The sequence below is a fragment of the Pseudanabaena sp. SR411 genome (genome assembly GCF_002251945.1).
Classification (GTDB): domain Bacteria; phylum Cyanobacteriota; class Cyanobacteriia; order Pseudanabaenales; family Pseudanabaenaceae; genus Pseudanabaena.
Window position 1 is genome coordinate 36,322 of record NZ_NDHW01000159.1, and the last position, 23,190, is coordinate 59,511.

General features: G+C 42.2%; 15 protein-coding genes. 6 read left to right on the top strand and 9 right to left on the bottom strand.

All coding sequences use genetic code 11. From position 1 onward, the window contains the following. Positions 1 to 108 precede the first annotated feature (108 nt). Complete coding sequence (locus B9G53_RS16040; RefSeq protein WP_094534036.1) at positions 109 to 303, bottom strand: DUF2281 domain-containing protein; 195 nt, start codon at positions 301 to 303, stop codon at positions 109 to 111. Positions 304 to 318: 15 nt separating this feature from the next. After that, the gene (locus B9G53_RS16045) at positions 319 to 3,657 is read right to left on the bottom strand and encodes an NACHT domain-containing NTPase (protein WP_094534038.1); all 3,339 of its coding nucleotides are present in this window, start codon (positions 3,655 to 3,657) and stop codon (positions 319 to 321) included. Between the two features lie 174 nt (positions 3,658 to 3,831). Between B9G53_RS16045 and B9G53_RS16050 the strand changes: the two genes are divergently transcribed. Both B9G53_RS16050 and B9G53_RS16055 read left to right on the top strand, forming a co-directional pair. Next, positions 3,832 to 4,188 carry a hypothetical protein gene (locus B9G53_RS16050; protein ID WP_094534040.1) on the top strand — a complete coding sequence of 119 codons (357 nt, stop codon included), beginning with the start codon at positions 3,832 to 3,834 and terminating at the stop codon, positions 4,186 to 4,188. 4 nt (positions 4,189 to 4,192) lie between these two features. Beyond that, positions 4,193 to 4,882, top strand: a complete 690-nt coding sequence (locus tag B9G53_RS16055; RefSeq protein ID WP_094534042.1) for a hypothetical protein — start codon at positions 4,193 to 4,195, stop codon at positions 4,880 to 4,882. A gap of 25 nt (positions 4,883 to 4,907) precedes the next feature. Here the strand turns inward: B9G53_RS16055 and B9G53_RS16060 are convergent, their stop codons facing one another. Beyond that, positions 4,908 to 5,546: a histidine phosphatase family protein gene (locus tag B9G53_RS16060; protein WP_094534044.1), complete on the bottom strand. Its 639-nt coding sequence runs from the start codon at positions 5,544 to 5,546 to the stop codon at positions 4,908 to 4,910. 89 nt (positions 5,547 to 5,635) lie between these two features. Beyond that, complete coding sequence (locus B9G53_RS16065) at positions 5,636 to 8,083, bottom strand: phosphoketolase (protein ID WP_094534046.1); 2,448 nt, start codon at positions 8,081 to 8,083, stop codon at positions 5,636 to 5,638. A gap of 555 nt (positions 8,084 to 8,638) precedes the next feature. Between B9G53_RS16065 and sat the strand changes: the two genes are divergently transcribed. From sat to B9G53_RS16075, 3 genes are all read left to right on the top strand, one after another. Continuing rightward, positions 8,639 to 9,841 (top strand): sulfate adenylyltransferase, encoded by a 1,203-nt coding sequence (sat, locus tag B9G53_RS16070; protein ID WP_094534048.1) that lies wholly within the window; start codon positions 8,639 to 8,641, stop codon positions 9,839 to 9,841. Between the two features lie 175 nt (positions 9,842 to 10,016). Further along, positions 10,017 to 10,163 (top strand): hypothetical protein, encoded by a 147-nt coding sequence (locus B9G53_RS27485; protein WP_176453243.1) that lies wholly within the window; start codon positions 10,017 to 10,019, stop codon positions 10,161 to 10,163. Positions 10,164 to 10,212: 49 nt separating this feature from the next. Further along, on the top strand, positions 10,213 to 10,515 hold the full coding sequence (locus B9G53_RS16075) for a hypothetical protein (protein ID WP_254923683.1): 303 nt from the start codon (positions 10,213 to 10,215) through the stop codon (positions 10,513 to 10,515). Between the two features lie 63 nt (positions 10,516 to 10,578). Here B9G53_RS16075 and B9G53_RS16080 read toward each other — a convergent pair whose 3' ends face one another. Next, positions 10,579 to 11,679, bottom strand: a complete 1,101-nt coding sequence (locus B9G53_RS16080; RefSeq protein ID WP_094534050.1) for a glycosyltransferase family 4 protein — start codon at positions 11,677 to 11,679, stop codon at positions 10,579 to 10,581. A gap of 194 nt (positions 11,680 to 11,873) precedes the next feature. Between B9G53_RS16080 and ykgO the strand changes: the two genes are divergently transcribed. Next, positions 11,874 to 11,999, top strand: a complete 126-nt coding sequence (gene ykgO, locus B9G53_RS16085) for a type B 50S ribosomal protein L36 (protein ID WP_094534052.1) — start codon at positions 11,874 to 11,876, stop codon at positions 11,997 to 11,999. A gap of 98 nt (positions 12,000 to 12,097) precedes the next feature. Here ykgO and B9G53_RS16090 read toward each other — a convergent pair whose 3' ends face one another. From B9G53_RS16090 to B9G53_RS16105, 4 genes are all read right to left on the bottom strand, one after another. Continuing rightward, a complete protein-coding gene (locus B9G53_RS16090; RefSeq protein ID WP_094534054.1) occupies positions 12,098 to 15,178 on the bottom strand; it encodes a beta-ketoacyl synthase N-terminal-like domain-containing protein in 3,081 nt (1,026 codons plus the stop codon). After that, positions 15,175 to 16,404 carry a cytochrome P450 gene (locus B9G53_RS16095; protein WP_094534056.1) on the bottom strand — a complete coding sequence of 410 codons (1,230 nt, stop codon included), beginning with the start codon at positions 16,402 to 16,404 and terminating at the stop codon, positions 15,175 to 15,177. The genes B9G53_RS16090 and B9G53_RS16095 overlap by 4 nt, the downstream gene beginning before the upstream one ends. A 114-nt stretch (positions 16,405 to 16,518) precedes the next feature. After that, a complete protein-coding gene (locus B9G53_RS16100) occupies positions 16,519 to 18,543 on the bottom strand; it encodes an AMP-binding protein (RefSeq protein ID WP_094534058.1) in 2,025 nt (674 codons plus the stop codon). A gap of 74 nt (positions 18,544 to 18,617) precedes the next feature. Beyond that, entirely contained in the window at positions 18,618 to 23,144 is a 4,527-nt protein-coding gene (locus B9G53_RS16105; RefSeq protein ID WP_176453244.1) for a GEVED domain-containing protein, read from the bottom strand. Positions 23,145 to 23,190 lie beyond the last annotated feature (46 nt).

The following is a 23,190-nucleotide window of genomic DNA, read 5'->3' on the forward strand; positions in this document are numbered from 1 at the left end:
ATATAGTTAGCTAGCAATTCTCATTATGAAACCGATTTTTATAATGAGAGCGGCGTTTGCTTTGTGATAGGTCAGAGAATGGGAAAGGAACAATCACGATATCTCCTTTTACAAATCTTGCCATGCTTCGTCTTCCTCTGGACTAAGCCAGTCTTTGGCTAGGGATGATTCGCTCATTATGGTGATTTCTAGCTTTTCTTGCTGGTATTGAGATTTTAGAGATAGTAAAAATTCGAGTACTTGTTCTAATAATGGTTCAGGTACTTGTTCGATTTCATGGGCGATCGCTTCTTTGGTATTCATTTTATTTCTCCTGTCTTACATTTCCGATAACCAAGCATTAATTTGAATAATGAGTTCTTGGGTGGTTTGTTCTCCTGTGAATAGGCATGTTTGGATTGGCGATAGGCTTTGACATAGTTGGGCGATCGCCTCATTAGCACTTTTGCCATAAAGGGCGATCGCTAATTTCTCGAATTCAGGCTCTAACTTTAGATTAAGTAATTCACGCTCTAAACAAGCGACATCTTGAACTACTGGAATCCTACGACCGATAGAATTAAAAATTTTGTTAGTTAATTTCTTTGCGATTACGTTAGGATCTCTCTCTTGTTCGAGATGGCGGATATCGACAACTAAACAGCGTATTTCGGGATGGTCAGCATGACGATCAATTTGTTCTTGAACTTTATCTATATCAATAAATTGAGAATAAAGATAGCTAATATCTTCTGCTGAACTTAATTTTAATAGACCTAAATTGCTACTACAGGCTTGGCATATATCATTAAACGTAACGTAGTTAATATTGTCTGTAGTAGCGAGCAAATATTCATATATTCTTTTCATATCAGACTTACAGTAAATAAAATCTGGATCTAACATCCCTAATAAATATTCACGCACAAAACATTTTGTTAGTTCTATCCAGTTTTCATCACTAGCAAATTCTTCCAGAAGAAAAAGTATGCGATATCTATCTACTTTATCTATATCGGAAATCTTCCAAACTTCATCTAACAATTTCATAAGTTTTTCCAGAATCTCAAGATCACTCATACCTCTTTCTCTTAGTTGATAGCAAATATCAACAGTAAATTTATGAGGAGTAATTAAGTCTAAAAGTTCTTGTGTTGTTAAGCTGTCAAGTGACTGATTTTGAATAATGTTTACATTAAAGCCTAGATCAAATATTGAAGTATGTTTCCAAGGTGTTCTATCAAATTGGATATCTATATGTTTATATGAAGCATCTATAATTGCTAATGTCTGTCCAAGCTCATTTATATATGATTTTATATTGTTGATAGCCTCTATTTTTTGATTCTTGATTTTTGGAAGATCATTTGTGTTTTCTTCTTCGTTGTTTAAAGCTAAATCTAATTCATTTTCATGTCTGCTCAAAATCTCCTCATAAATGGATATCTTGTTTCTTAGCGCTGTAATAGCTAATGGATTTTCTAAACAATTTTTCTTGTATAGATTTAGCAAATCATATGTTGATACATTATGTCCAATTAGCATATAGTCGTATGCTAATTGGAAAATTAGTCTTTCCACTATGATTGGATGCTTAGGATCTATATTCCCAGCAATCTCAAGAATCATAAATTCTTGAACCATAAGACACTTCAGATAATCTTTCAGATTAGGCGACCAACTTGTATATGAGATTAAATCCAATTTATTGTCATCCAAAAAACTCTGACATGTTTTCATTAAATCATTATGTAATTCCTCTAGTTCTAGCCATACGAAATATGAATCCATCTGATAGAGTATGTTAGATTTTTTCTTTAATTGATAATAAGGAATCAATTCTTCAATCCAATCACACTCAGATTCGTTAAAATAGCTAAATACTTTATTGACAACCTTTTGAATAAAATCAACTATTTCATCAAAATCATAGAACTCTGATGTCCCCTTCGCTACGAGTACAAATGCTTTTTCCTCATATAAACCATAACAGTCATCTTTAAAATTAATCAAACTATGTATCAAAGATTGCTTCTGGTTCAGTAAATGTTTTTCGTTTCTACCTAACCAGAAAAGAAAAACTTCAGTCCACTTGCCATAGAATATACGATAATTTCCTTGAGATATATGATTAGGGTTATGAATCAAGAAGTATGACTGATCATCAATTGCCAAAGCAGCAAAATACTCTTGAAAAGATGGATGATAAAAAGCATAAACAGTCTCTAGAGGATCTTCTGCCGCAACGCCAATCTCGTTTAACCAATTGAGTTTAAGCGCAAGATCGAATAAATCAATATCAAACTCTCTGAAGACATTCTCAATAAAATTCTTAGTCAAACGAAACCACGAAGTTTCCCCATCTATAGCCCGTTTTGCTAGTTCCCCTAAAGATCGATTCAGTTTATCTTCCTGACTGCGAGAAAGTTCAATTTGAGCTTTGCCCTTATTCCATTTATAAAATGCCTCCACAAACCACTCATAAAGCCCTGCTTTAGTCTCAGGCAATTCCCCTTGCTTCAACTGCCAACTATAACAAAGCAAAGTCAACCGCAAAGGATTTTTCACCATATCGCGGATGCGCTCTTTCCCCGCCTGTTCTAAAGCTTGCGTTAAACTCCCTGCCAACTCTGGAGCGCCAGCAAACCACTTATCAATAAATTCATATACATCATTAGGATAATCAAAATCTAAATTTCGATAGATATCAAAATCTGTTAGCGCATTTTTACCACCATCCCAAACATTCACCCGACAAGTCAAAACAACCCGCACATTCTTGAGCCAGCCTTCTTTTAATTGATTAGCCAGATAAGAAAGCGGATTGCTAACCGTCATCTCATCAACACCATCAAGCAACAACCAAACTTTTCCAGAAGCGCTCGCATCCTCAAGCGAATCTTTCCACTCTTGTGGCGCAACTCTTTTTCCAGAAGCATTACGCACCCAGTTTTCAAATATAAATTCCTCTAAAGGTATTGTTGCTAAATCAGCCAAAGAAATCCAAATTGGAATATCATCACTTTCTTCTCGGAGTAACCAAGAACCAATTTTCTGTAACTGCGTAGTTTTTCCTGCTCCCGCTTCCCCAATTACCGCAATCCGCTTACCATTGCTGATTCTGGTATTACCCCGCAAAAGCACATCTTCAAAAAACTCATCATGAGTAATCGGCGTTACCTTTTCCTCATACAACTCAGATCCGCGATCAGGTGCACCATCATCTTCTTTCCGTTTAGTTCTTTCTTGACGCTCCACCACGCCCAAAGGCACAAAAACATCATCAAAGTCAAAGCGAATCCCATCCCCAGCAGTCAAAACCTCAGTAGTCAGATCCTTCAAATCTTCTAGCATTTTTCTAGTTTCTTTCTGCCAATCAATAGGCTGTAATGTCAAAACGCGATCTTTTTCTTCATATTGATTTTGCAACCAATACCCAAGAACTTTTAACTTACCTTTGCTTTTCGTACTTAACTCCGTGCAATTTGTTGAGAACTTTTTATAGATACTCGTCATTCGAGCCTCTAAAGTGTCTAGCGAAATATTTAAACCTTGAGCAATCCTAGTCTGAGTTTTATTTAACTTAAAATCTTCAAACTCGACACAAAAAACTTCTTTCTCATCTCCTGAAAGATCATATTTATCTGCAATGTCATTCAGAAATTTTTGATAGGACATAGTTTTTGCGTGCAAACCATTGCTTTGATGCCTATCATAGCCTACTAAAAAATACTTGTAATCCCCTATTTGCAAAGTCTAGGGCATTCTAGGGCATTTTAGGGATTCCACAAGGGTTTTTATTTTGGTGATGGCGTTTTAATGAATTCATCGACATAAATCACCAACAAGGTTATGAACACCCACAAACAAATCCAACAAATCGCCGCCACCGACGAACTCCTAGATCAAGCGATCACCCTTACCCCCATCCGCAAACCCAAAGACCTCAACCACCTCCAACGCCGCCAACAACAACGCGCCATCAGCAACGACATGATCCGCGTTGCGATCGCCTACGGACAACAACGCAGCGATCGGCACGGCGCGATCATCTACACATTAAGCGATCGCCAACTCAAAACCAGTCCCTACGCCAAATTCACCGACACCCTCAGAGGCTTGCAAGTCATCTGTTTACAAGACTTCCAAAACCTGCAAATCCTCACCACCTATTGGAACTTCGACAGCAAACGTAAAGCCAGAAAGTAAACCTATGCAAAACTCCAAAGACCTCAGAGCCGCCTCCCAATTGCTCAAACAAGCCCAAATCATGATCGACAAATACAATCTCCCCGCGCAAAAATTTCTCGAAGATTTGGGACTTCTGCAAACTCAACCCGAAACCGAAATTGTCTTTGAGAAAACTGGCGGAAGGTTCCATCTCTTCAAAGCACTCGAAGAAGCCAAAGAACGAGTCGTGATCAAATGTCCTTGGGCAAGCGATCGCGCGATCGACAACGACCTGATGCTAAGGCTCAACTATGCCCTCGATCAAGGCGTACAAATCGATCTAGGCTGGGGCTACCAATACGACATCGGCACTGTCATCAAACAAGACCGTCACGGTAACCTCACCTTCGCCGCCGAAGGACAGTATCGCTACAGTGCCATGTCCAAACTCTTTCAACTGCAAAAACGCTATAGCGATCGCCTCCACCTCAAACTCACAGGCGGACATAGCAAATACTTTGTCTGCGATCGCCAATTCGCCTATGTCGGCAGTCACAACATCCTCAGTTCCACCATCCCCAATCTCAAAATTGCCTATCCCGACTTGCAAGGCGATGAAACAGGAACGATTCACCGAAATTTAGAAATGATTCAAAAACTTATTAATCGCTACGACCAAGCGATCGATTTGACTAATTCTATAATTGGTCAAAACATGAAATTGAGTGCATAATTTCTCATGTTTACAATCATATTTTTTAAGTGCCTGATAGCGATCGCAAGTCAGCATCCATAAAACTGCGATCGCCTAAAACCTTGAGCATTGGGCCTAATGCTCCAAACTGGACAATGCTCAGCGAGGCGGCAGGGACATCAATGCGATCGCGATATCTGCCCATATCAATTCCCAATAAACCACAGAGAATGACGCGGATTGTTGCTTTGTGCGAAACGACTAATACATTACCCGATGGATACATTTCTTGGATTTCGGCAACTACAAATGAAGCTCGACTTGCCAGTTGTACCGCCGTTTCGCCGCCTGTTGGTGGATTCCATGCTGGCTCCGTTAACCAACGGAGATAATCTTCAGTATAGTTCTCTTTGACAAAATCATTGGTTTGTCCTTCCCATGTGCCATAACGCAATTCTTTCAATCCATCTCGAAATTGCATTTCTACGCCGATCGCTTTACATAAAGGTGTAGCGGTAGCGATTGTCCGTTTCATCGGGCTGACAAATACGGCATCCCAAGCGATCACTTTATAAGCATCGGCAAAGGCGATCGCCATTTTTTCACCGTTAGCAGTTAGGTCAGGATCAAGCGCACCACAATAGCCGCCAGTGCGACTATAGGCAGTTTCACCATGACGAAGCAGATATAAGTTTAAGCTCATAATTTTCTCTAAAGATATCGCTTTGTTCTCTAAATAAAACCCAATAATTTAAAAAAAGCCTTGCTAAGCAAGGCTTTTTTTAAATTATTTTAATGGGGATAACGCCAGTTCACGATTTCAGGCTTATCGATGCCATGCTCGTAAGCATATCGACGACAATCGATTTGTTGATTGAGCAAAGCTTCCTTCGCATGAGCGCCGATATTTTTGAGCTTCGGCACACGGTCAATTACATCGATCGCCAGACTAAAACGATCAACTTGGTTATTGATCGCCAGTTCCAAAGGCGTATTAATATTACCCTTCTCCTTGTAGCCGCGCACATGCAGATTTTTGTGATTGGTGCGGCGATAGGCGAGACGGTGAATCAACCAAGGATATCCGTGGAAGTTGAAAATGATTGGCTTGTCAGTGGTGAACAGCGAATCAAAATCGCGATCGCTTAAACCGTGAGGATGTTCAGTATCAGGCTGTAACTTGAACAAATCCACCACATTGATAAAGCGAATCTTCAACTCTGGGAAATGCTCCCATAATAGGATTGTGGCGGCTAAAGCCTCTTGAGTGAGAATGTCCCCACAGCCTACCATTACCACATCAGGTTCGACACCTTGATCATTACTTGCCCAGTCCCAAATGCCTAAGCCTTTGGTGCAGTGCTTCACCGCCTCTTCCATATTCAAGAATTGCAAATGTGATTGCTTATCACAAACGATCACATTTACATAGTCAGTACTACGCAAACAATGATCAGAAACCGATAGCAACGTATTCACATCGGGTGGTAAATAGATGCGTGTTACTTCTGCACTCTTGTTCACTACCACATCCAAGAATCCAGGATCTTGATGGGTAAAGCCGTTGTGGTCTTGTCGCCATACTGTTGAAGTGATCAAGAGATTAAGCGAAGCGATCGGCGATCGCCAAGGTATTTCTCTACTGATTTCCAACCATTTACAATGCTGGTTGATCATCGAGTCGATCACATGCACAAAGGATTCATAGGTCGAGAAGAATCCATGTCTTCCTGTCAGTAAATAGCCCTCTAGCCAACCTTCTAAGGTATGTTCGCTGAGGATTTCCATCACCCGGCCATCGGTAGCTAGTTCACCACCATCAGCATCTTCAGGTAGATATTCAGCAATCCAGAACTTCTTACTGACTTCGTAAATTGCTTGCAATTTATTAGATGTGTTTTCATCGGGACCAAAGACACGGAAATTATCCATGTTTTGACGCATCACATCGCGCAAGAAAACACCTAAAGGCTTAGTATTTTCTGCTTCAGTTGTCCCTGCTTTATCGATTTTTACGCCATAACTGCGAAAATCGGGCATTCTCAAACCACGACGAAGTAATCCACCATTAGCGATCGGGTTCGCGCTCATACGGCGATCGCCTGTGGGAGCAAGATCCTTCAATTCAGGAATCAACTTGCCTGACGCATCAAACAATTCATCAGGTTTATAGCTCTGCATCCAATCCGACAACATTTTTAAATGTTCAGGATTGCTATGCATCCCCGACAATGGCACTTGGTGCGCTCGCCAAAAACCTTCGACTTTATGCCCATCCACTTCCTTTGGTCCTGTCCAGCCCTTGGGAGTCCGAAACACGATCATCGGGAATTTCGCCCTTGTGGGTACGCCTGTACTGCGAGATTCCAGTTGAATGCGGCGAATCTCATTAATGCAATGCTCAAGGGTTGCGGCGATCGCCTGATGCATCGACTCAGGATCGGAGCCTTCCACAAAGTAGGGTTGATAACCGTAGCCAATAAATAGGCTTTCTAGCTCTTCATGGCTAATCCGTGATAGCACCGTCGGATTATTAATCTTGTAGCCATTCAAGTGCAGAATTGGCAATACCGCACCATCACGAATCGGATTAATGAACTTGTTGGAATGCCAAGCAGTGGCGAGGGGGCCAGTTTCTGATTCGCCATCACCAACCATGACTACCGAGATTAAATCAGGATTGTCAAATACAGTTCCATAGGCATGGGAAACACTGTAACCTAGTTCTCCACCTTCATGAATCGATCCTGGAGTTTCAGGAGTACAGTGGCTACCAATCCCACCAGGGAAGGAAAATTGCTTGAAGAAGAGCTTCATTCCCTCTTCGTCTTCGCTAATGTCGTGGTAAACCTCAGAATAGGTTCCTTCCAAATATACAGGGCCTAAAATCCCTGGTGCGCCATGTCCAGGTCCTGCCAAAAAGATGGCATTCAAATCGTATTTCTTAATCAGACGATTCAAATGCGTATAGACAAAACTCATACCAGGACTCGATCCCCAATGCCCTAGCAAGCGGTTTTTAACATGTTCTGGCTTCAGTGGTTCGCGCAAAAGGGGATTTTCGCGTAGATAGATCATCCCGATCGCGAGATAATTACAAGCCCGCCAGTAGGCATCGGTTTTCCGCAGTTCTTCGTCACTGAGAGGGGTTCCTGCAACAGTGGAGCGTGCAGAGCCATAGCAACTAATTGCTGTGGTAGCGGAGTCTGTGTCAGCCATTTTGAGAGGAGTTGTTACCATAAAATTACGATTTGTTCCTGTCGCTAATTAGTTTTATAACTTCTGACTTCACAACTCTACATGAGATTGCAAGAATTCTGGGGGATGTGTATATCTCTTTTAGATTAGCTAATTAGGATCGCTTTTCCCTATATCTGGTTTAGATTTGCGGGTGGGGATCGCTTATACTTCTATATAAGGTTTTATAAAAAGAGAAGACAGAGCGAAGCTTTGACTTCTCTTTTATTTTTATTTGTATTTTTGAGCAATTTGCACTGAAAGCTCCAAAATCGATTTTTATAATCAGAATTACTACTCAAATTCAAAATTTATTGTCAAAAAAAGTTAACATTAACTTAATAATTCTAGAAATCTTAACCAAGTTATTTTTCCATAGCTTGTAACAATAAATTACGCTAATTCACAAAAATATTAGTATATTTTTGTGAATTAAAAGCAAGTTCCACAAGATTTTTAAAAGATGAAATGGCTAAGCCACTTTAATCTTTTGGTATAACCTTAAACTTCGCTAAAAACTAGAATCTTAGTAAATCAAACCCTTTGAACTCAAACGTCATGGCTCGACAACTCAAAAACATTGCACCGCATGGTGGTCAACTGATCAACCGCATGGCTACAGAAGCCCAAAAAGAAGTTTTTTATAGCAAAGCTGACCACTTGCCGATTGTGCAATTGACTGAGCGATCGCTCTCCGATCTTGAGCTAATAGCGATCGGTGGGTTTAGTCCACTGACAGGCTTCTTAGGTAAAGCTGACTATGAATCTGTCGTTTTAAATATGCGTCTCGCCAATGGCTTGCCTTGGTCGATTCCCATCACTTTGCCTGTCACCACCGAAGTTGCCGACACCTTAAGCGTTGGTAGCCTTGTCCGTTTAAATGACCCTAATGGCGTATTTATCGGCGTATTAGAATTAAGCGAAAAATATAAATACGACAAACTCAAAGAAGCCCTCCATGTCTATCGCACCAACGAAGATCGTCACCCTGGAGTCAAGGTAGTCTATGCCCAAGGTGATGTATATCTGGCTGGTGATGTCTGGTTATTAGAGCGTCGTCCTCACCCACTTTTCCCTACTTACCAGATCGATCCTGTGGATTCTCGCGAATTGTTCATCGAAAAAGGTTGGCGCACCATTGTCGGCTTCCAAACTCGTAACCCGATCCACCGCGCCCATGAATATATCCAAAAATGTGCGCTGGAAATCGTTGATGGTTTGTTCCTGCATCCTCTAGTCGGCGCAACTAAGAGCGATGACGTACCTGCGGATGTGCGGATGCGTTGCTATGAAATCATGCTGGAGCATTACTTCCCATTGGATCGGGTAACTCTAGCAATTAATCCTGCGGCGATGCGCTACGCTGGCCCCCGTGAAGCGATTTTCCATGCTTTGATTCGCAAAAACTATGGTTGTACGCACTTCATCGTTGGACGCGATCATGCAGGTGTCGGCGACTACTACGGAACCTATGACGCACAACATATTTTCTATGAGTTTGAAGATGGCGAGCTAGGCATTATTCCTTTAATGTTTGAACATGCTTTCTATTGCAAACGGACTATGGGCATGGCAACCACGAAAACCAGTGCCAGTCTTCCTGAAGAGCGAGTCCATCTCTCTGGTACAAAAGTTCGCGAAATGCTGCGTCGTGGTGAATGTCCACCCCCTGAATTCTCTCGTCCTGAAGTAGCTGCCGAACTTGCCAAAGTGATGCACAAAATGGCGATCGAGGAAGCAGCCACAGGCTTTGAAATCTAAAAAAAGAGGCGCAAAGCGCCTCTTTTTTTAGATTTCAAGCATAACTAGACTTATACTAAAAAACAAAATGGCTACGCCATTTTGTTTTTTAAAACCCTTACTGGGTTTGGTTTTTAATTCACAGAAGTGTCGTCACACTTTTGTGAATTGGTATTAATAGAGATATTAGGAGAAAATGGACGATTTCATAAAGAGATTGAAGAAAGTATCGAACTATATTGAAGCTCAAAAAGATAATGTAGATGCATTGGTAGAAGAAATCGCTGATTATAAGTCTCAGCTTCAGGATTCAAGCGGTGTTGATAGGCTAGAGATAGAGTAAGCTTTTGTTGAGAATAAGCTTAAACGATTAAGACAACTAAATCTTAGTTATGGAATTTCAATCAATGCGTTATTTACTAATGGCAATATTTACAATTTTGCCAGGTGTTTTGGGAGTTTTGATCTTTGGATATCATGCTTTAGCAGATTGGAATGGCTTACAACAAGCTTATATTCCCTTTGCTAAGGCAGTTCAGAGTAAATCTAGTCTAGAAACTTTATTTGTTACCGAAGCAATGCAAAACATCCAACGAATCAATCTTTTTGCAGATGGAGTTTGGACTCTTCTGAGCATGATAATTGCCTCAATAGGTATCCACGGTATTTGTTTAGTTCCTCGAACCAGAAAATAAATGAAAAAGCTAAAACAGGCTGTTAAAACCCAAAAAGAGGTGCAATGCACCTCTTTTTGAGTTTTAGGGTTCGCTGATTGACTGTTCTTTTTGCGATCGCAATTCCTTAGCTCTAATCCTCTGCCAAACTTTAAAACAAGCATAAATCATTAATAAAGTACTAATCGCCGCATAGGTTCCCCCCGCAGGCATTCCTGAAACCGCCATCGCAATACTCCCAACCCAAAGTGTAAGGGCATAAATAAATAGCACTGTAAGTCGTTTAGAAACACCTGCTTGAACTAAGCGATGGTGTAAATGCTGCTTACCAGCCGTCATCGGTGATTCACCCCGACCAATACGCTGCAAAATCACAGCCGTCGCATCCACAATCGGCACAGCCAAAATCATATAAGGCATAATCAGAGCCACCGTCGCTACTGCCTTAACTAGTCCAATCACGCTCACTCCAGCCAGCGTAAAACCTAAGAAATAAGCACCACCATCGCCCATAAAGATTTCTGCTGAGCTTTTAGGCTTGAAGTTGTAGCGCAAGAAGCCTAAACATCCCCCAGCGAGTGCTGCGGCAATCAGCGCTGCCGCAGGTTGCTTCATAAATAAACTAGTGATTAAAATTACAGCAGCAGCGATCGTGGTTACACCAGCGGCAAGCCCATCCAGTCCATCTAGCCAGTTAATTGCATTTGCCATGCCTGACAGCCACACCATCGTAATTGGCAAGCTGAACCACCCAAATTTAATAATGCCGATAAATGGCACTGAGATAAAGTCTATTCTCACGCCCACGCGCCATGCAGCAGCCGATACTGCTAACTGAGCAATTAATCGTGGCAATGGCGGTAAGTTAAACAAGTCATCAGCAAAACCAATCAGGAAAAAGGCTGCGCCACCAATGGTTACGCCCCAGACTTCATATTCTCTAGTTTGCGGTAAAATCCCAAAATATCCACCTGCCCAAACTAGCAATAAGGCGCTAACACTGCCCAAAAAAATTGCTACACCCCCAACGCGCACGACTGGCGTTGTATGCATTTTACGGTGATTAGGTTTGTCTACTAATCCTGCTTTTAGTCCAAAATGTCGAATAATTGGTGTACTCAGCCAGACCACGATCGCAGATACTGCAAAGGCGACCAAGTAAGGAATGGCAGTTGGATGCAGCATTACAAGAATAAAATTAAGTATTGGAATTGGGCAAATTTATGCTTGCAAGCATAACACTGGATTGGCTAAACGCAACCATTTAAAGCCAATTTAAAGAAGCGCTTAGCCCTATCTTTAAATTGGCTTTAAAATCATGTTAAGATTATAAGCCGTGTGAAAAATTTTGATCATCAGTAAACGTTAGGCATTAGTTCATGAAAGTTGTTAGCTCCCTCAGATCGGCAAAAACTCGCCATAAGGACTGCAAAGTTGTGCGTCGTCGCGGCAGAATTTATGTCATTTGTAAGTCAAACCCAAAGTTCAAAGCTCGTCAAGGATAATCAACGATTTTGCGTTATTTATCAAAAAGGAAAAAGCCCGTCATATGACGGGCTTTTTTCTTTTGATAAATATGAGAGACAGCACTTCGTGCTGTCTCTCATATTTTGGGTTGTCGCGCTCTATGCAAGCATTCCTGCAATTTCTGCGCCAATATCTGCACCTGTGGCTCGCGAAACATTGACATATGATCGCCAGAGATAGGTTGGATATCCAATTCACCTACCGCTAACTTACTCCACCCCAGATCCCAATCTGGTGGCACAAAACCTACACCTTGATCTGATTCCTGTGTGTCAGCCCGAAACAATGTTACTTTGTCAGGATAGACTTGCATAACATAGTTTTTCAGTGCTTCTTTACCAGCTTTTTCTAATGACTCCTCGATCGCTGATTGCCGCAAATAGATCGGTAGTTGCCATTGCATTCGTTGATAAAACCGTCGAATAATTCTCTTTGTCCAATAATGATACCTGCCGATTAGCCAGTCTTGCCAAGCTGGAAATTTTTGAGAAAAATATGTAAAACCCTTTTCTCTGAAGCTTTGATAATGCAAAAAAATTCTCTTCCGAAAAGGCTGCCGAACTGTATTGGTAGATCTGATTTTGCCATCAAATAAAGCGAGTAAGGCGACTTTTTCACCTTGCTGATGTAGTTGTTGAGACATCTCCCACACTACATGACTCCCCAAAGAGAAACCACCTAAAAAATAAGGTCCTTTAGGCTGCACTGTTCGCACAACTTGAATGTAGTAATCTGCAATTTCTTCAATGCTGGTGAGAGGCTGATGGATACCATCTATTCCTTTAGGTTGCAGTCCATAAAAAGGCTGATCTGCACCCAAATGTTTAGCAAGATCAGCATATATAAGCACACCGCCATGAATCCCTGAAACACAAAATAGAGGAGGATGAATACCTGTTGGTCTAATTGGTACAAGGGTTGACCAAGCTGCTCTTTGATCTGATTGCTCTTGCTGATTTAGCTGGCTTAGCATCTGGGCAAGTTGAGCAACAGTTGGACATTGAAATACAACAACCAAACTAAGATGGCATTTAAAAGCCTGCTCGATTTTGGCAAATAAGTTAACTGCAATTGTCGAAGTTCCACCAATATCGAAAAAATTGTCATGAATGCCAATGGGTTTTATATCGAAAACCTTTTCCCAAATAGCTGCTAGTTTCTTTTCAGTGCGATCGCGTGGTGCAACAAAATTACTTTCTAAATCTCTTGCTGATTTTGTCTTGGGTGGATTGGATATAGGTATTTCAGCAACGGGGGTTGCTTCTAAAATATTTAATTGAGAAGGCGGCTGTACCCAAAAAGATTGCCTTTCAAATGGATAAGATGGTAATGAAATTGGAGTCAAATTAGAACTAACATATAAACTGCTCCAGTCCACTTTTACCCCATTCACCCAAAGATCTAGTATGCGATCGCGTAAAAATTTATGAGTGTTTGGATCTAGTTCAGTTAACGATCCTAAACCAAAGCTGATTTGTTCTAAGGTGTGTTGGGGATAGTTTTGGCTAAGCTTGCTAATTAGAGGTTCTTCATTATTCAGAATTGTGTGAAGAGACTGTTTTTTGTATTTTTTGAGGTTTACTTTACCGCTAAAGACTTGACTGGAAGAGCGATCGCTAATATATGCACTCAGATTTTGTTGCAAGTCATCGATCTCATTTGTACTTGCATTTACCACGATTGCAAGACGGTAGTTAAACTGCGATCGCCGCATTGCTGTAGTACATACTTGGGCGATCGCGACTTCTGAATGTTTTTGCAAAAAGTCGTGATAATTAACTGCCATTTGCCGCAAAGCCTGTTCGGTCTTGGCGCTTAAAATCAAAACATGGTGGGTGTAATTAATCGATAAATTTGGATTGAGAATGGAAACTGGAGGTGCAGATTCTAAAACAACGTGAGCATTCGTTCCACCCATACCAAAAGCACTTACACCCGCGTATAAACTTCCCTCTAGAGGTAAAGGCGTAAGCATGGTCGGTACTTGAAGAGATAACTTCTCAAACTCGATATAGGGACTAGGCTGCTCGAAATGCAAATGGGGTGGAATTTGGCGATGGTGCAAGGCTAAGGCGACTTTGATCAGCCCCGCAATTCCTGAAGCAGTTTCCGTATGGCCAATATTCGTTTTCACCGTGCCAATTTGACATATTCTTTTTGCTGAATCCTCCGAGGAACTAGAGTTAAATACTCGTTCGATCGCTTTCATTTCCACGGCATCGCCCATCATTGTGCCAGTGGCGTGCGCTTCGAGATAGTGAAAGGCATGAGGATCGATCTCGGCTTGGTGACAAGCGCGACGCAATAGTGATTCCTGTGCTTGGAGATTAGGTGCAGTGAGTCCATTGCCTTGACCATTATGGTTAACAGCACTGCCACGAATCAATGCATAAATGCGATCGCGATTTGCTAAGGCTTCAGACAATGGTTTGAGAACAACAATTCCCACACCTTCAGAACGGACATATCCATCCGCCGCCGCCGAAAAAGAGCGACATCGGTGAGTGGGAGAGAGTAATTCTGATGATTGCGGTGAGATTCCTAAATTGGCAAAAATATTTACACCACCTGCCAAAGCGAGGGAACTTTGACCAGACCATATACTCTGACAAGCTAAATCGACGGCAACTAAAGCGGATGAACAAGTAGTATTGACTGCTAGACTTGTACCTTGCAAATCGAAGTAATGGGAAATGCGGTTAACGGCGATCGCATTACTCGTACCAGAAGATATATAAGCAGTTTGGTCGTTACCTGTTTGCAAAAGTGATTCATAACCATTTGCCGCAACGCCAATAAAAACGCCAGTTTGACTACCATTTATTTGGGCTAGATCTATCGCGGCATCTTCTAAAGCGCTCCAACTAACTTCTAGTAATAGGCGCTGCTGTGGATCGATTGTCGATGCTTCACTGGGAGAAACACCAAAGAAATCTGCATCGAATTGATCAATTCCATTCAGAAATCCGCCCCATTGTCCATTGATGGTTTCAAGTGCAGCGTCATCAAACCTATTAAATGGATAAAGTTGGCGGCGATCGCTCGGCATGGGGGCAATTGCATCAACACCATCACGCAATAATTGCCAAAAAGCGTCAACACTATTAGCTTGAGGAAAACGGCAGCCAATACCAATAATTGCGATCGGTTCTTTCATGAAGTTGACAATCTTACGGACAAAGTTTTGAGACCTCTCAAAGTGATGCTTTCCCGCCACTGAATATCAGGATTGCTTAAGTCTCTCAATTGTAGATGAGGATAACGCTGGATCAAGCTTTTAATTGCAATCTGTCCTTGTACCCTTGCGAGAGCTGCACCTAAACAGTAATGCAGACCGCCTCCAAACGGCAAATTATAATTATGACGATGGAAATTGATTTGGTCAGGTTCTGGGAAAGTTTCGCGATCGCGATTAGCTGCACCCAAACACAAAATCACTTTATCGCCAGCATGAATCGTTTTGCCGCCATACTCAAAATCTTCAGTAGCGAGTCGGGCAATCACTTGCACGGGACTGTCGTAGCGCAATAACTCCTCGATCGCGGCAGGAACTAAATCCAGATTTTGCTGTAATTCGGCTAAGGCTTGAGGATGCTGCAAAAGGGAGAGAACGCTGTTACTGATGAGACTTTTGGTGGTTTCTTGTCCCACAATTAACAGCATGATACAAAATCCTAAGATCTCATCTTTACTCAGTTGCTTACCCTGATCCCTTGCTGCCATGAGTTGCCCGATTAACCCTGAAGGTTTAGTTGCCATGAGGTTAATCAAATATTCCCTAGCTTCGATCGCAATTTCGTTTTGTTTTTGATAGCCGCTAAGGGACATCGGTTGATCGAATACAAAAAACAAATCGTAAGACCAACGCATTAACTTGTCATGATCTTCCAATGGCACACCCAGAATTTGAGTGACGGTCATCGCAGGCAGTGGTGAGGCAAAATCAATCATGATATCGATTTCGCCATTATTTTGATGCGCCTTCTGTTCTGCTTGTGTGAGCAAGAGATCAACTGATTGGGCGATCGTAGGTCGCATAGTTTCAATCATCTGCGGCGAAAAGGCTTTTGCCACCAAACTCTTCAGCTTGTTATGGTGCGGTGGTTCTAGGAAAAATAGCCAATTTTCGATAGTTTGCGCCAAGGCTTCAAAGTTTCCTTGCTTGAGGTATTGGCTTTTTTGTCTTAACCGCATGGGTAAATCATCAACATGCAGTTGTGGTGCTTTCAGTAATGCATCAACATCATGATGGCGAGTAATTACCCAAGCTTGCATAAAGCTCCAATGAATTGGATCATGCTGGCGTAACCACTCATAAATAGGATAAGGATTGGTATGAAAATCTGGAGAGAAGGGATCGAATTTGACAGAGTTCGTCGTCATATAGAGGGTTTCAAAAGATTATTTTACACAGAGTCTTCTCAAGTTCTTAGTTTGCAAAGCTTTTAAAAATTATCTAGTTAGGGAGCTTTATTTTACTGCGAGATCTTTGATGGGTTAGAGCGTCATTAAATGATCAGTCAATGCTGTAATAGTGGGATATTCCCAAAACAGAGTAGGCATAAGTTGATGACCAATTTTTTCAGATAAATCTGCGGTGAGACTAAGCAAAACCGATGAGTCTATTCCATAGCGCGAGATTGGCTCATCGGTGTCAATCTCGTCGGAATCGAGATTGACCACTTGACTGATGCGCGTCACAATCCATTCAGCGATCGCCTCTTCAGTCAGGTCAGCATTGAGTGAAATCGAGATGGAAGGTACGGCATCTTCAATATTTGGTTGTACCCATTGTCCAACGATATCAAGACTGTTTGCTAAAAATTGTTGTCGGCAAGCCTGACGCTGAATCTTACCACTTGAGGTTTTGGAAATACTCGCAGGTTTGAGCAGAGCGATCGCAAATACCGAGATCTCATGCTGCTCTGAAACTGCTTGACGAATTGCAGTAACAATTGCCTCAACATCTAGTTCTCGTAATGCAGTTCGTTCAACTTCTTGCACAATTACCAAATATTCTTGGCGATCGCGATCAATCGCAAAAGCAGCCCCACCATCAATCCGCAAAGCAGGATGACTATTTTGGACTGTCATCTCAATATCTTGTGGATAGTGATTACGCCCCCACAAGATCACCAGATCTTTTAGTCTTCCTGTAATAAAAAGTTGGCGATCACGCATAAATCCTAAATCACCAGTACGCAGCCAATTTTCCTGTTTACCATCTTGGCTACCTACAAGTTGGGCTTGAAATGTGGCTTTAGTCGCTTCGGGTTGCTGCCAATAACCTAAGGCGACACTGCCACCTGAAACCCAAATCTCCCCGATTTGATCGGGTTGACACTCTACCTGTGTTTCTGGATTCGCGATCGCAATTTTGGTGTCTAACCACGTTGATCCAACACTGACAAAATGTTTAGCATTCAGCTCAGTTTCGGTAATGGGGACAACTTGCTGTTGTTCTAGCGCTTGGGATGCGATCGCACAGTACACTGGCTCAGCATCCACATTCCCCCCTGAAATCATCAGCGTTGACTCTGCCATGCCGTAGCAAGGATAGAAAAATTTAGACTGAAATCCTAAAGGCTGAAACTTCGCTGCAAATTGTTCTAATGTCGATCGCCTAATTGGTTCTGCACCTGTATAAGCACTTTGCCAACTACTTAAATCGATTTGCGCCTGATTAATTTGGTCTTCACTAATTTTGCGGACACATAACTCATAGCCTTGATTGGGACCACCGCAATGGGTGGCTCGATAGCGCGAAATTGCTGCTAACCAACGCATCGGCTTTTGCAAAAAAGCCACAGGCGACATCAACACACCCAGAAAACCTGAATATATCGGCTGAATAATGCTATCAATTAGCCCCATATCATGAAAATTTGGTAACCAACTCACCGAAACACTCTTTTGATCTAGTTCAAAAGCGGTCTGAATATAAGCCGAATTATGGAGTAGGTTTCGATGACTGACCATTACGCCCTTAGGATGCCCCGTTGAGCCAGAGGTATATTGCAAAAAAGCAATACTATCTAGCTTAATTTCTGGGTGTTGCCACTGTGCCGCCAGATCATCAGATAGGCGATCGCTTGCTATCCATTGCACAGATGGTAACTCTGGCAAACTCTGCCAAGCCTGCTTTAAGTTATCTAATAATGCTGATGTCGTTAGTACCACTGTAGGCTGAGCATCATTCACGATCGCCTGTAAGCGCGACTGCATCTGACCCCGCTTGGGTGGGGCGACAGGAACGGCGATCGCTCCTGCATAGAGGCAACCAAAAAAGGCACTAATAAATTCAAGTCCTGACGGATAGCACAGCAGTACTCGCGAACCTGATAAAACCAGAGTTTGCAATTTCGTGGCGATCGCCCGTGCTTGTAAATCTAGTTCTCCATAACTGAGATGAACTGCATCTAATTCTCCATCTACCAAAAATGTAAATACATTCTGATTGGACTGATTTTGAGATCGCAATTGTAGACAATTTACTAAATCAGAAAAATTAGGATGGCTCATTTTGGCAGTTAGCTAAATTGTGGGACTGAATAATTTACAGCTAACAGAGATTGTACAGGTTCATACTATCTCCATCATTTAACTCTCACCTGAAAACGGATGAACCCATAGGAATTAGTAGGAGTACCTGATCCTGTAGCATTAGGGACATTGGTAGCTGCACCAAGTCGGACTAAGAGTGCACCGTCGGGATTTGTACTTCCATCGTTACAAGGCACAGGAGCATTAGTTACCGATACATTTGCCGCTATGAATTGACCTGCATCTGCATCTGGCACATTGTTGAGTGCAACTTTACCTGCGCCTAAAGTCGAATTTGCAGGATCGGGTAAAGGCAATACTCCACCTGTAGTATTCCAACCCAGCAGAATTCCATTACCAGATCCATAGGTATCAGGTTGGAAAATCGTATTCGCGGGGATGAGATCGCATAACTGTACATTTCTTGCAGCGGTTGCGCCATTAGACAGGAAGTAAATTGTGTATTCTATTAATCCTCCAGGAGCAACACTTGAAATCGTCCCACCATTGCAAGGGGATGCTGTAGTACAGTCGATCGCACCTCTTAAATATTGGGTATTAGCTGTGGGCCAATTGGTATCATTATCATTAGATGTGGCTGTATTTGCACCATCCACAAATCCAGTAATGGGAGTGCTGTTAATTGCTGTAATCCTTTTCACTAGATTAAGCCCTGGCACACCAGCATTAGTAATAATGATTTGGTAATCTTCAACTTCACCATTGCCCACAGCTCCATTAGGTGTCGCAGTAGTCAAAGCGCCATCACTAATACGGAAACGAGCGTAGGTATTACCCACAGTAGGTACAGTTATGCCTGTCCAGTTAAGGACAATATTTTGGGCGATCGCGCTACTTGGTACAGATACAGTTTGAGCTTCAGTCGTCTCAAAATTACCATTTCGATTAAAGTCAACCCATCCTACTAAAGGTCTGTTAACTCCAGTGTTATTAAAGACATTAACTGTGACTGAGTAGGATGTGCTAGATGTTGTTAGGGCGGGGAAAGTGGCAATACCATCTTCATCATCAACACCGTTGGTGTCGTCAGCATTAGCCGCCACATTTTGTAATAAGCCACTATCAGCATCAGGATCAATTGCCCCTAACCTAAGATTAGCGATAATTGTATGACTTGCACCACCGCTAGCACTAAGAGTTTCATAGTTATCCTGTCCTATACCTGCACCTGTATCTGGTGCATCACCATAGTCAATTGCATTAGTCACAACTAGTCGATAGTCTTCAACTTCACCGTTACCAATTAATCCATCGGGAGTAGCAGTAGTCAAGGTGGCACTATCACTTAGACGGAAGTGTGCATAGAGAATATCGCCAGCAGTTAAGCCAGAAATCCCCGTCCATTGGAGCGGCAAATCTTGAGCGGTAGGACTAATAGCGATCGGCTGAATACCTGCTGTACCTAAGTCTGAGTCATAGGCTCTACCTTCAGTAACTTCAAACTGACCATTTCGATTAAAGTCAATCCAACCAACTAAATAAGCTGGGGCTGCGGTATTGGTAACGTTGATGGTAGCTGTGTAAGAGGTTGTACTAGCGGTGATCGCAGGTAAGGTGACACCATCTTCATCATCGATACCTGTTGTATCATCAAGATCGGCATTCGCGTTTTGTAACGTACCGTTATCAGCATCGGTAGCCGCACCAATTCTGAGAGTATTGACAATAATATGACTGGCTCCTCCATTAGCTGTGGTAGTTTGATAGTTACCAGTAGCAACTGCCGCAGTGTCATCAGGAGCATCACCATAGTCAACGGGATTAATCGTAACCAGATAATCTTCAACTTCACCACTACCGATTAAGCCTGTAGGCGTGGAAGTGGTTAAAGTTCCATTACTGATGCGGAACCGTGCGTAAGTATTACCTGCCGTCAATCCACTTAACCCTGACCACGTAAGAATAACGTTAGTACCATTGCTATTGTCGGCGACTGTTGCTGTTTGAGCTTCAGTGGCTTCAAAAAGCCCATCTTTGTCAAAGTCAATCCAGCCAACTAAAGTAGCTGGAGTACCAATACTATTAGTAACGTTAACTGTTGCACTGTAGCTAGTACTTGCAGTGGTCAAGGTATTCGGAGTCGGTAGAGTAACACCATCTTCGTCATCTGCTACACCTGTATTGGTGCTGTCATCAGCATCAGCCGCCACACTTTGCAATGTGCCATTATCAGCATCAGGAGTATTGCCTAATCTCAAGTTAGTGTTAATCAGATGCGACGCTCCACTATCGGCACTGGTGGTGTTGTAATTTCCTATCCCCACACCCACTGTTGCATCAGGAGCATCTCCATAGTCTAGAGGATAAGTTGCGCCAATGATGGTTAAAGCATAGTCTTCTACTTCTCCATTTCTCTTACCGCCGATAAAGTCACTGGTAGTTAAAGGATCGTTGTTAATCCGAAAACGTGCATAGGTGTTACCTTCGGTTAATCCTAATGCACCCAATCCAGTCCAATTGATGTTGACGTTGCCATTGGTTCCATTAGGTATAGTCTGGACGATACCTTCACTTGCCTCGAATCGACCATTGCGGTTGAAGTCAATCCAGCCTCCTAAATAAGCAGGAGCAGCTACTCCTGGAGTATTCTGTACTCTTACTGTAACTGTATAAGTAGTATCAGTAGTTCTTAAAGAGTTAAAGCTAGTAACTCCATCTTCATCATCAGGTGCAACACCATTAGTGTCATCGCCATTAGCAGCAGCATTAGGCTGACCATTAGTATCTTGATCAGTAAGAGCAGTGCCTAACCTGACGGTAGTACTAAGAATGTGGCTAGCTCCTACACCTTCAGTAGTGCTATTAATTCTATCAGTACCATAGGTATCTGGTGCATCACCATAGTCATTAGCGTCACCATCAGCAATAATTGCTGGAATTGTACCTACAGCAAAACTTCCATAGACAAATGTATCAATATATCTGCGATCGCCCCAACTATTATCATTAGCTCCTTGTCCACCACCACTAGAAGTAGTTCCCCAAGTGTGCCGACCACCAGATACTCCACTAGGTAATGTGGTTGTACCTGTTGCGCCTAGAATTGTTTGGTCATCCCAATACACTAGAGTATTTGCGGTTGAAGATGGAGTTGTCGCTTGGTTGATTGTTAAACCAGTGCCGGGACCACTAGTTTCTACATCTCCCGCAACAAAGTGGTATTCTCCAACGATCGCTTTGACTTGAGCATTATAAGTTCCTTGAGGTACGATTACACCAGCATTATTTCTACCATTCCAAAGAGCGGAAACATTGCCCACAGCATCTGTATCGCCTCTTAACTGAACATCTCCTGATCCATAAATGCCATCTTGATTGGTATCAACGATAATTTCATAAGTACCTGGAAGACTGGAGGTGAATCGAAAGAATCCTGAGTCTTGGATTCCAGTAGTACCTCCTGGAGTAAATGTGTTATCTTCTCCAGCGCTATCTTCAAATCTTAAATTGGTGATAGTAGGTCCTACCGTTGGGTTAACAAAGGTTTGATCGGGGTACTCAAGATACATTCTGTATTGTGGAGTAACACTGTTACCTGAAATCGGAACGCTTAAGCCTCGAACATTAGTGCCCCCACTATTTGGCGAGTCAACACCTCGGTTATTTGCTACTAATTCATAAACAAATCCAGCAAAGTCATTTAAGTCTAGTTGCCAAACAAAGTTTGTCCCTGGACTACCACCTGGAACAACAACATAAAAATTTTGGTCGGTAGATTCGTTAGCGGTAAATCCTTTCCCATTAAAAGCCCAAACGTAAGACCAAACACGCCCTTGTGAAATTTGAGGATTGGGGACAGCAGGTATTCTGGCTGTTGGACTCACCGTATTGGTGACTGAAATATCAAATTGACGAAAAACAGTATTATTGTCACCTGATGAGGCTGTATTTTGAGTTCTGTTTTGCAAACGAATTTCATAAACGCCAGGACCTGAGCTGGCTGGGACTCTAATGGCGCTACCATCAGTGGTAAAAGGCGGTGCAGGAGTTGTTAAGTCCATGTCCGCCGTGGTTAAACGGCTATAGGCATAACAATCGCTGTTATTTGCGACATTTGTACCATTCCCAAAAGTACCCTGTCCTCTGAAATTAGTATCAGTGTTAGCGGCTAATCCCGCTTGTCCAAAAACTAATGTGCCAGAGGCAGGAGGATAGGAAGCAAGTGTGCCATTAAAGCTATAGGCAGCACTGTCTGGTGAAGGCTGAGGACCGACGTAGTAAACATCTGCTTCCCAGTCATCTGTCCAAGCGTTGCCACAAGCACTGATATTGATGATTTCATTAGCGTCTCTAATGTCCACATAAATAGGACGGTTTCGATCACGGATATTGGTAGTCGAGCCAGTAGGGTCATCATAAACAGCACTATATTCAAATAAGGCTTGTCTACTTTGATTTGAGGGACTAGGTCCAAGCTGAAAACTGCCTTCTGAGTGTGCAGGTTGTATCCCCCCAATGATACCTGTGGCTTGAAGTGTAAATATAAATGCTAATAATGTAGAAATTAAGAAACGAGTTAAGCGATCGCTATTTAATTTTTTGATTAACCGTTTAACCAAGTTCCTATTTAAAGAACTTGATTGCCATATATGGAATAAATTTATT

Bases quoted from the DNA above. Each gene is read 5' to 3' on its own strand.
- B9G53_RS16040 (WP_094534036.1), bottom strand. From the start codon at position 303: ATGAATACCAAAGAAGCGATCGCCCATGAAATCGAACAAGTACCTGAA.
- B9G53_RS16045 (WP_094534038.1), bottom strand. From the start codon at position 3,657: ATGTCCTATCAAAAATTTCTGAATGACATTGCAGATAAATATGATCTT.
- B9G53_RS16050 (WP_094534040.1), top strand. From the start codon at position 3,832: ATGAACACCCACAAACAAATCCAACAAATCGCCGCCACCGACGAACTC.
- B9G53_RS16055 (WP_094534042.1), top strand. From the start codon at position 4,193: ATGCAAAACTCCAAAGACCTCAGAGCCGCCTCCCAATTGCTCAAACAA.
- B9G53_RS16060 (WP_094534044.1), bottom strand. From the start codon at position 5,546: ATGAGCTTAAACTTATATCTGCTTCGTCATGGTGAAACTGCCTATAGT.
- B9G53_RS16065 (WP_094534046.1), bottom strand. From the start codon at position 8,083: ATGGTAACAACTCCTCTCAAAATGGCTGACACAGACTCCGCTACCACA.
- sat (WP_094534048.1), top strand. From the start codon at position 8,639: ATGGCTCGACAACTCAAAAACATTGCACCGCATGGTGGTCAACTGATC.
- B9G53_RS27485 (WP_176453243.1), top strand. From the start codon at position 10,017: ATGGACGATTTCATAAAGAGATTGAAGAAAGTATCGAACTATATTGAA.
- B9G53_RS16075 (WP_254923683.1), top strand. From the start codon at position 10,213: ATGGAATTTCAATCAATGCGTTATTTACTAATGGCAATATTTACAATT.
- B9G53_RS16080 (WP_094534050.1), bottom strand. From the start codon at position 11,679: ATGCTGCATCCAACTGCCATTCCTTACTTGGTCGCCTTTGCAGTATCT.
- ykgO (WP_094534052.1), top strand. From the start codon at position 11,874: ATGAAAGTTGTTAGCTCCCTCAGATCGGCAAAAACTCGCCATAAGGAC.
- B9G53_RS16090 (WP_094534054.1), bottom strand. From the start codon at position 15,178: ATGAAAGAACCGATCGCAATTATTGGTATTGGCTGCCGTTTTCCTCAA.
- B9G53_RS16095 (WP_094534056.1), bottom strand. From the start codon at position 16,404: ATGACGACGAACTCTGTCAAATTCGATCCCTTCTCTCCAGATTTTCAT.
- B9G53_RS16100 (WP_094534058.1), bottom strand. From the start codon at position 18,543: ATGAGCCATCCTAATTTTTCTGATTTAGTAAATTGTCTACAATTGCGA.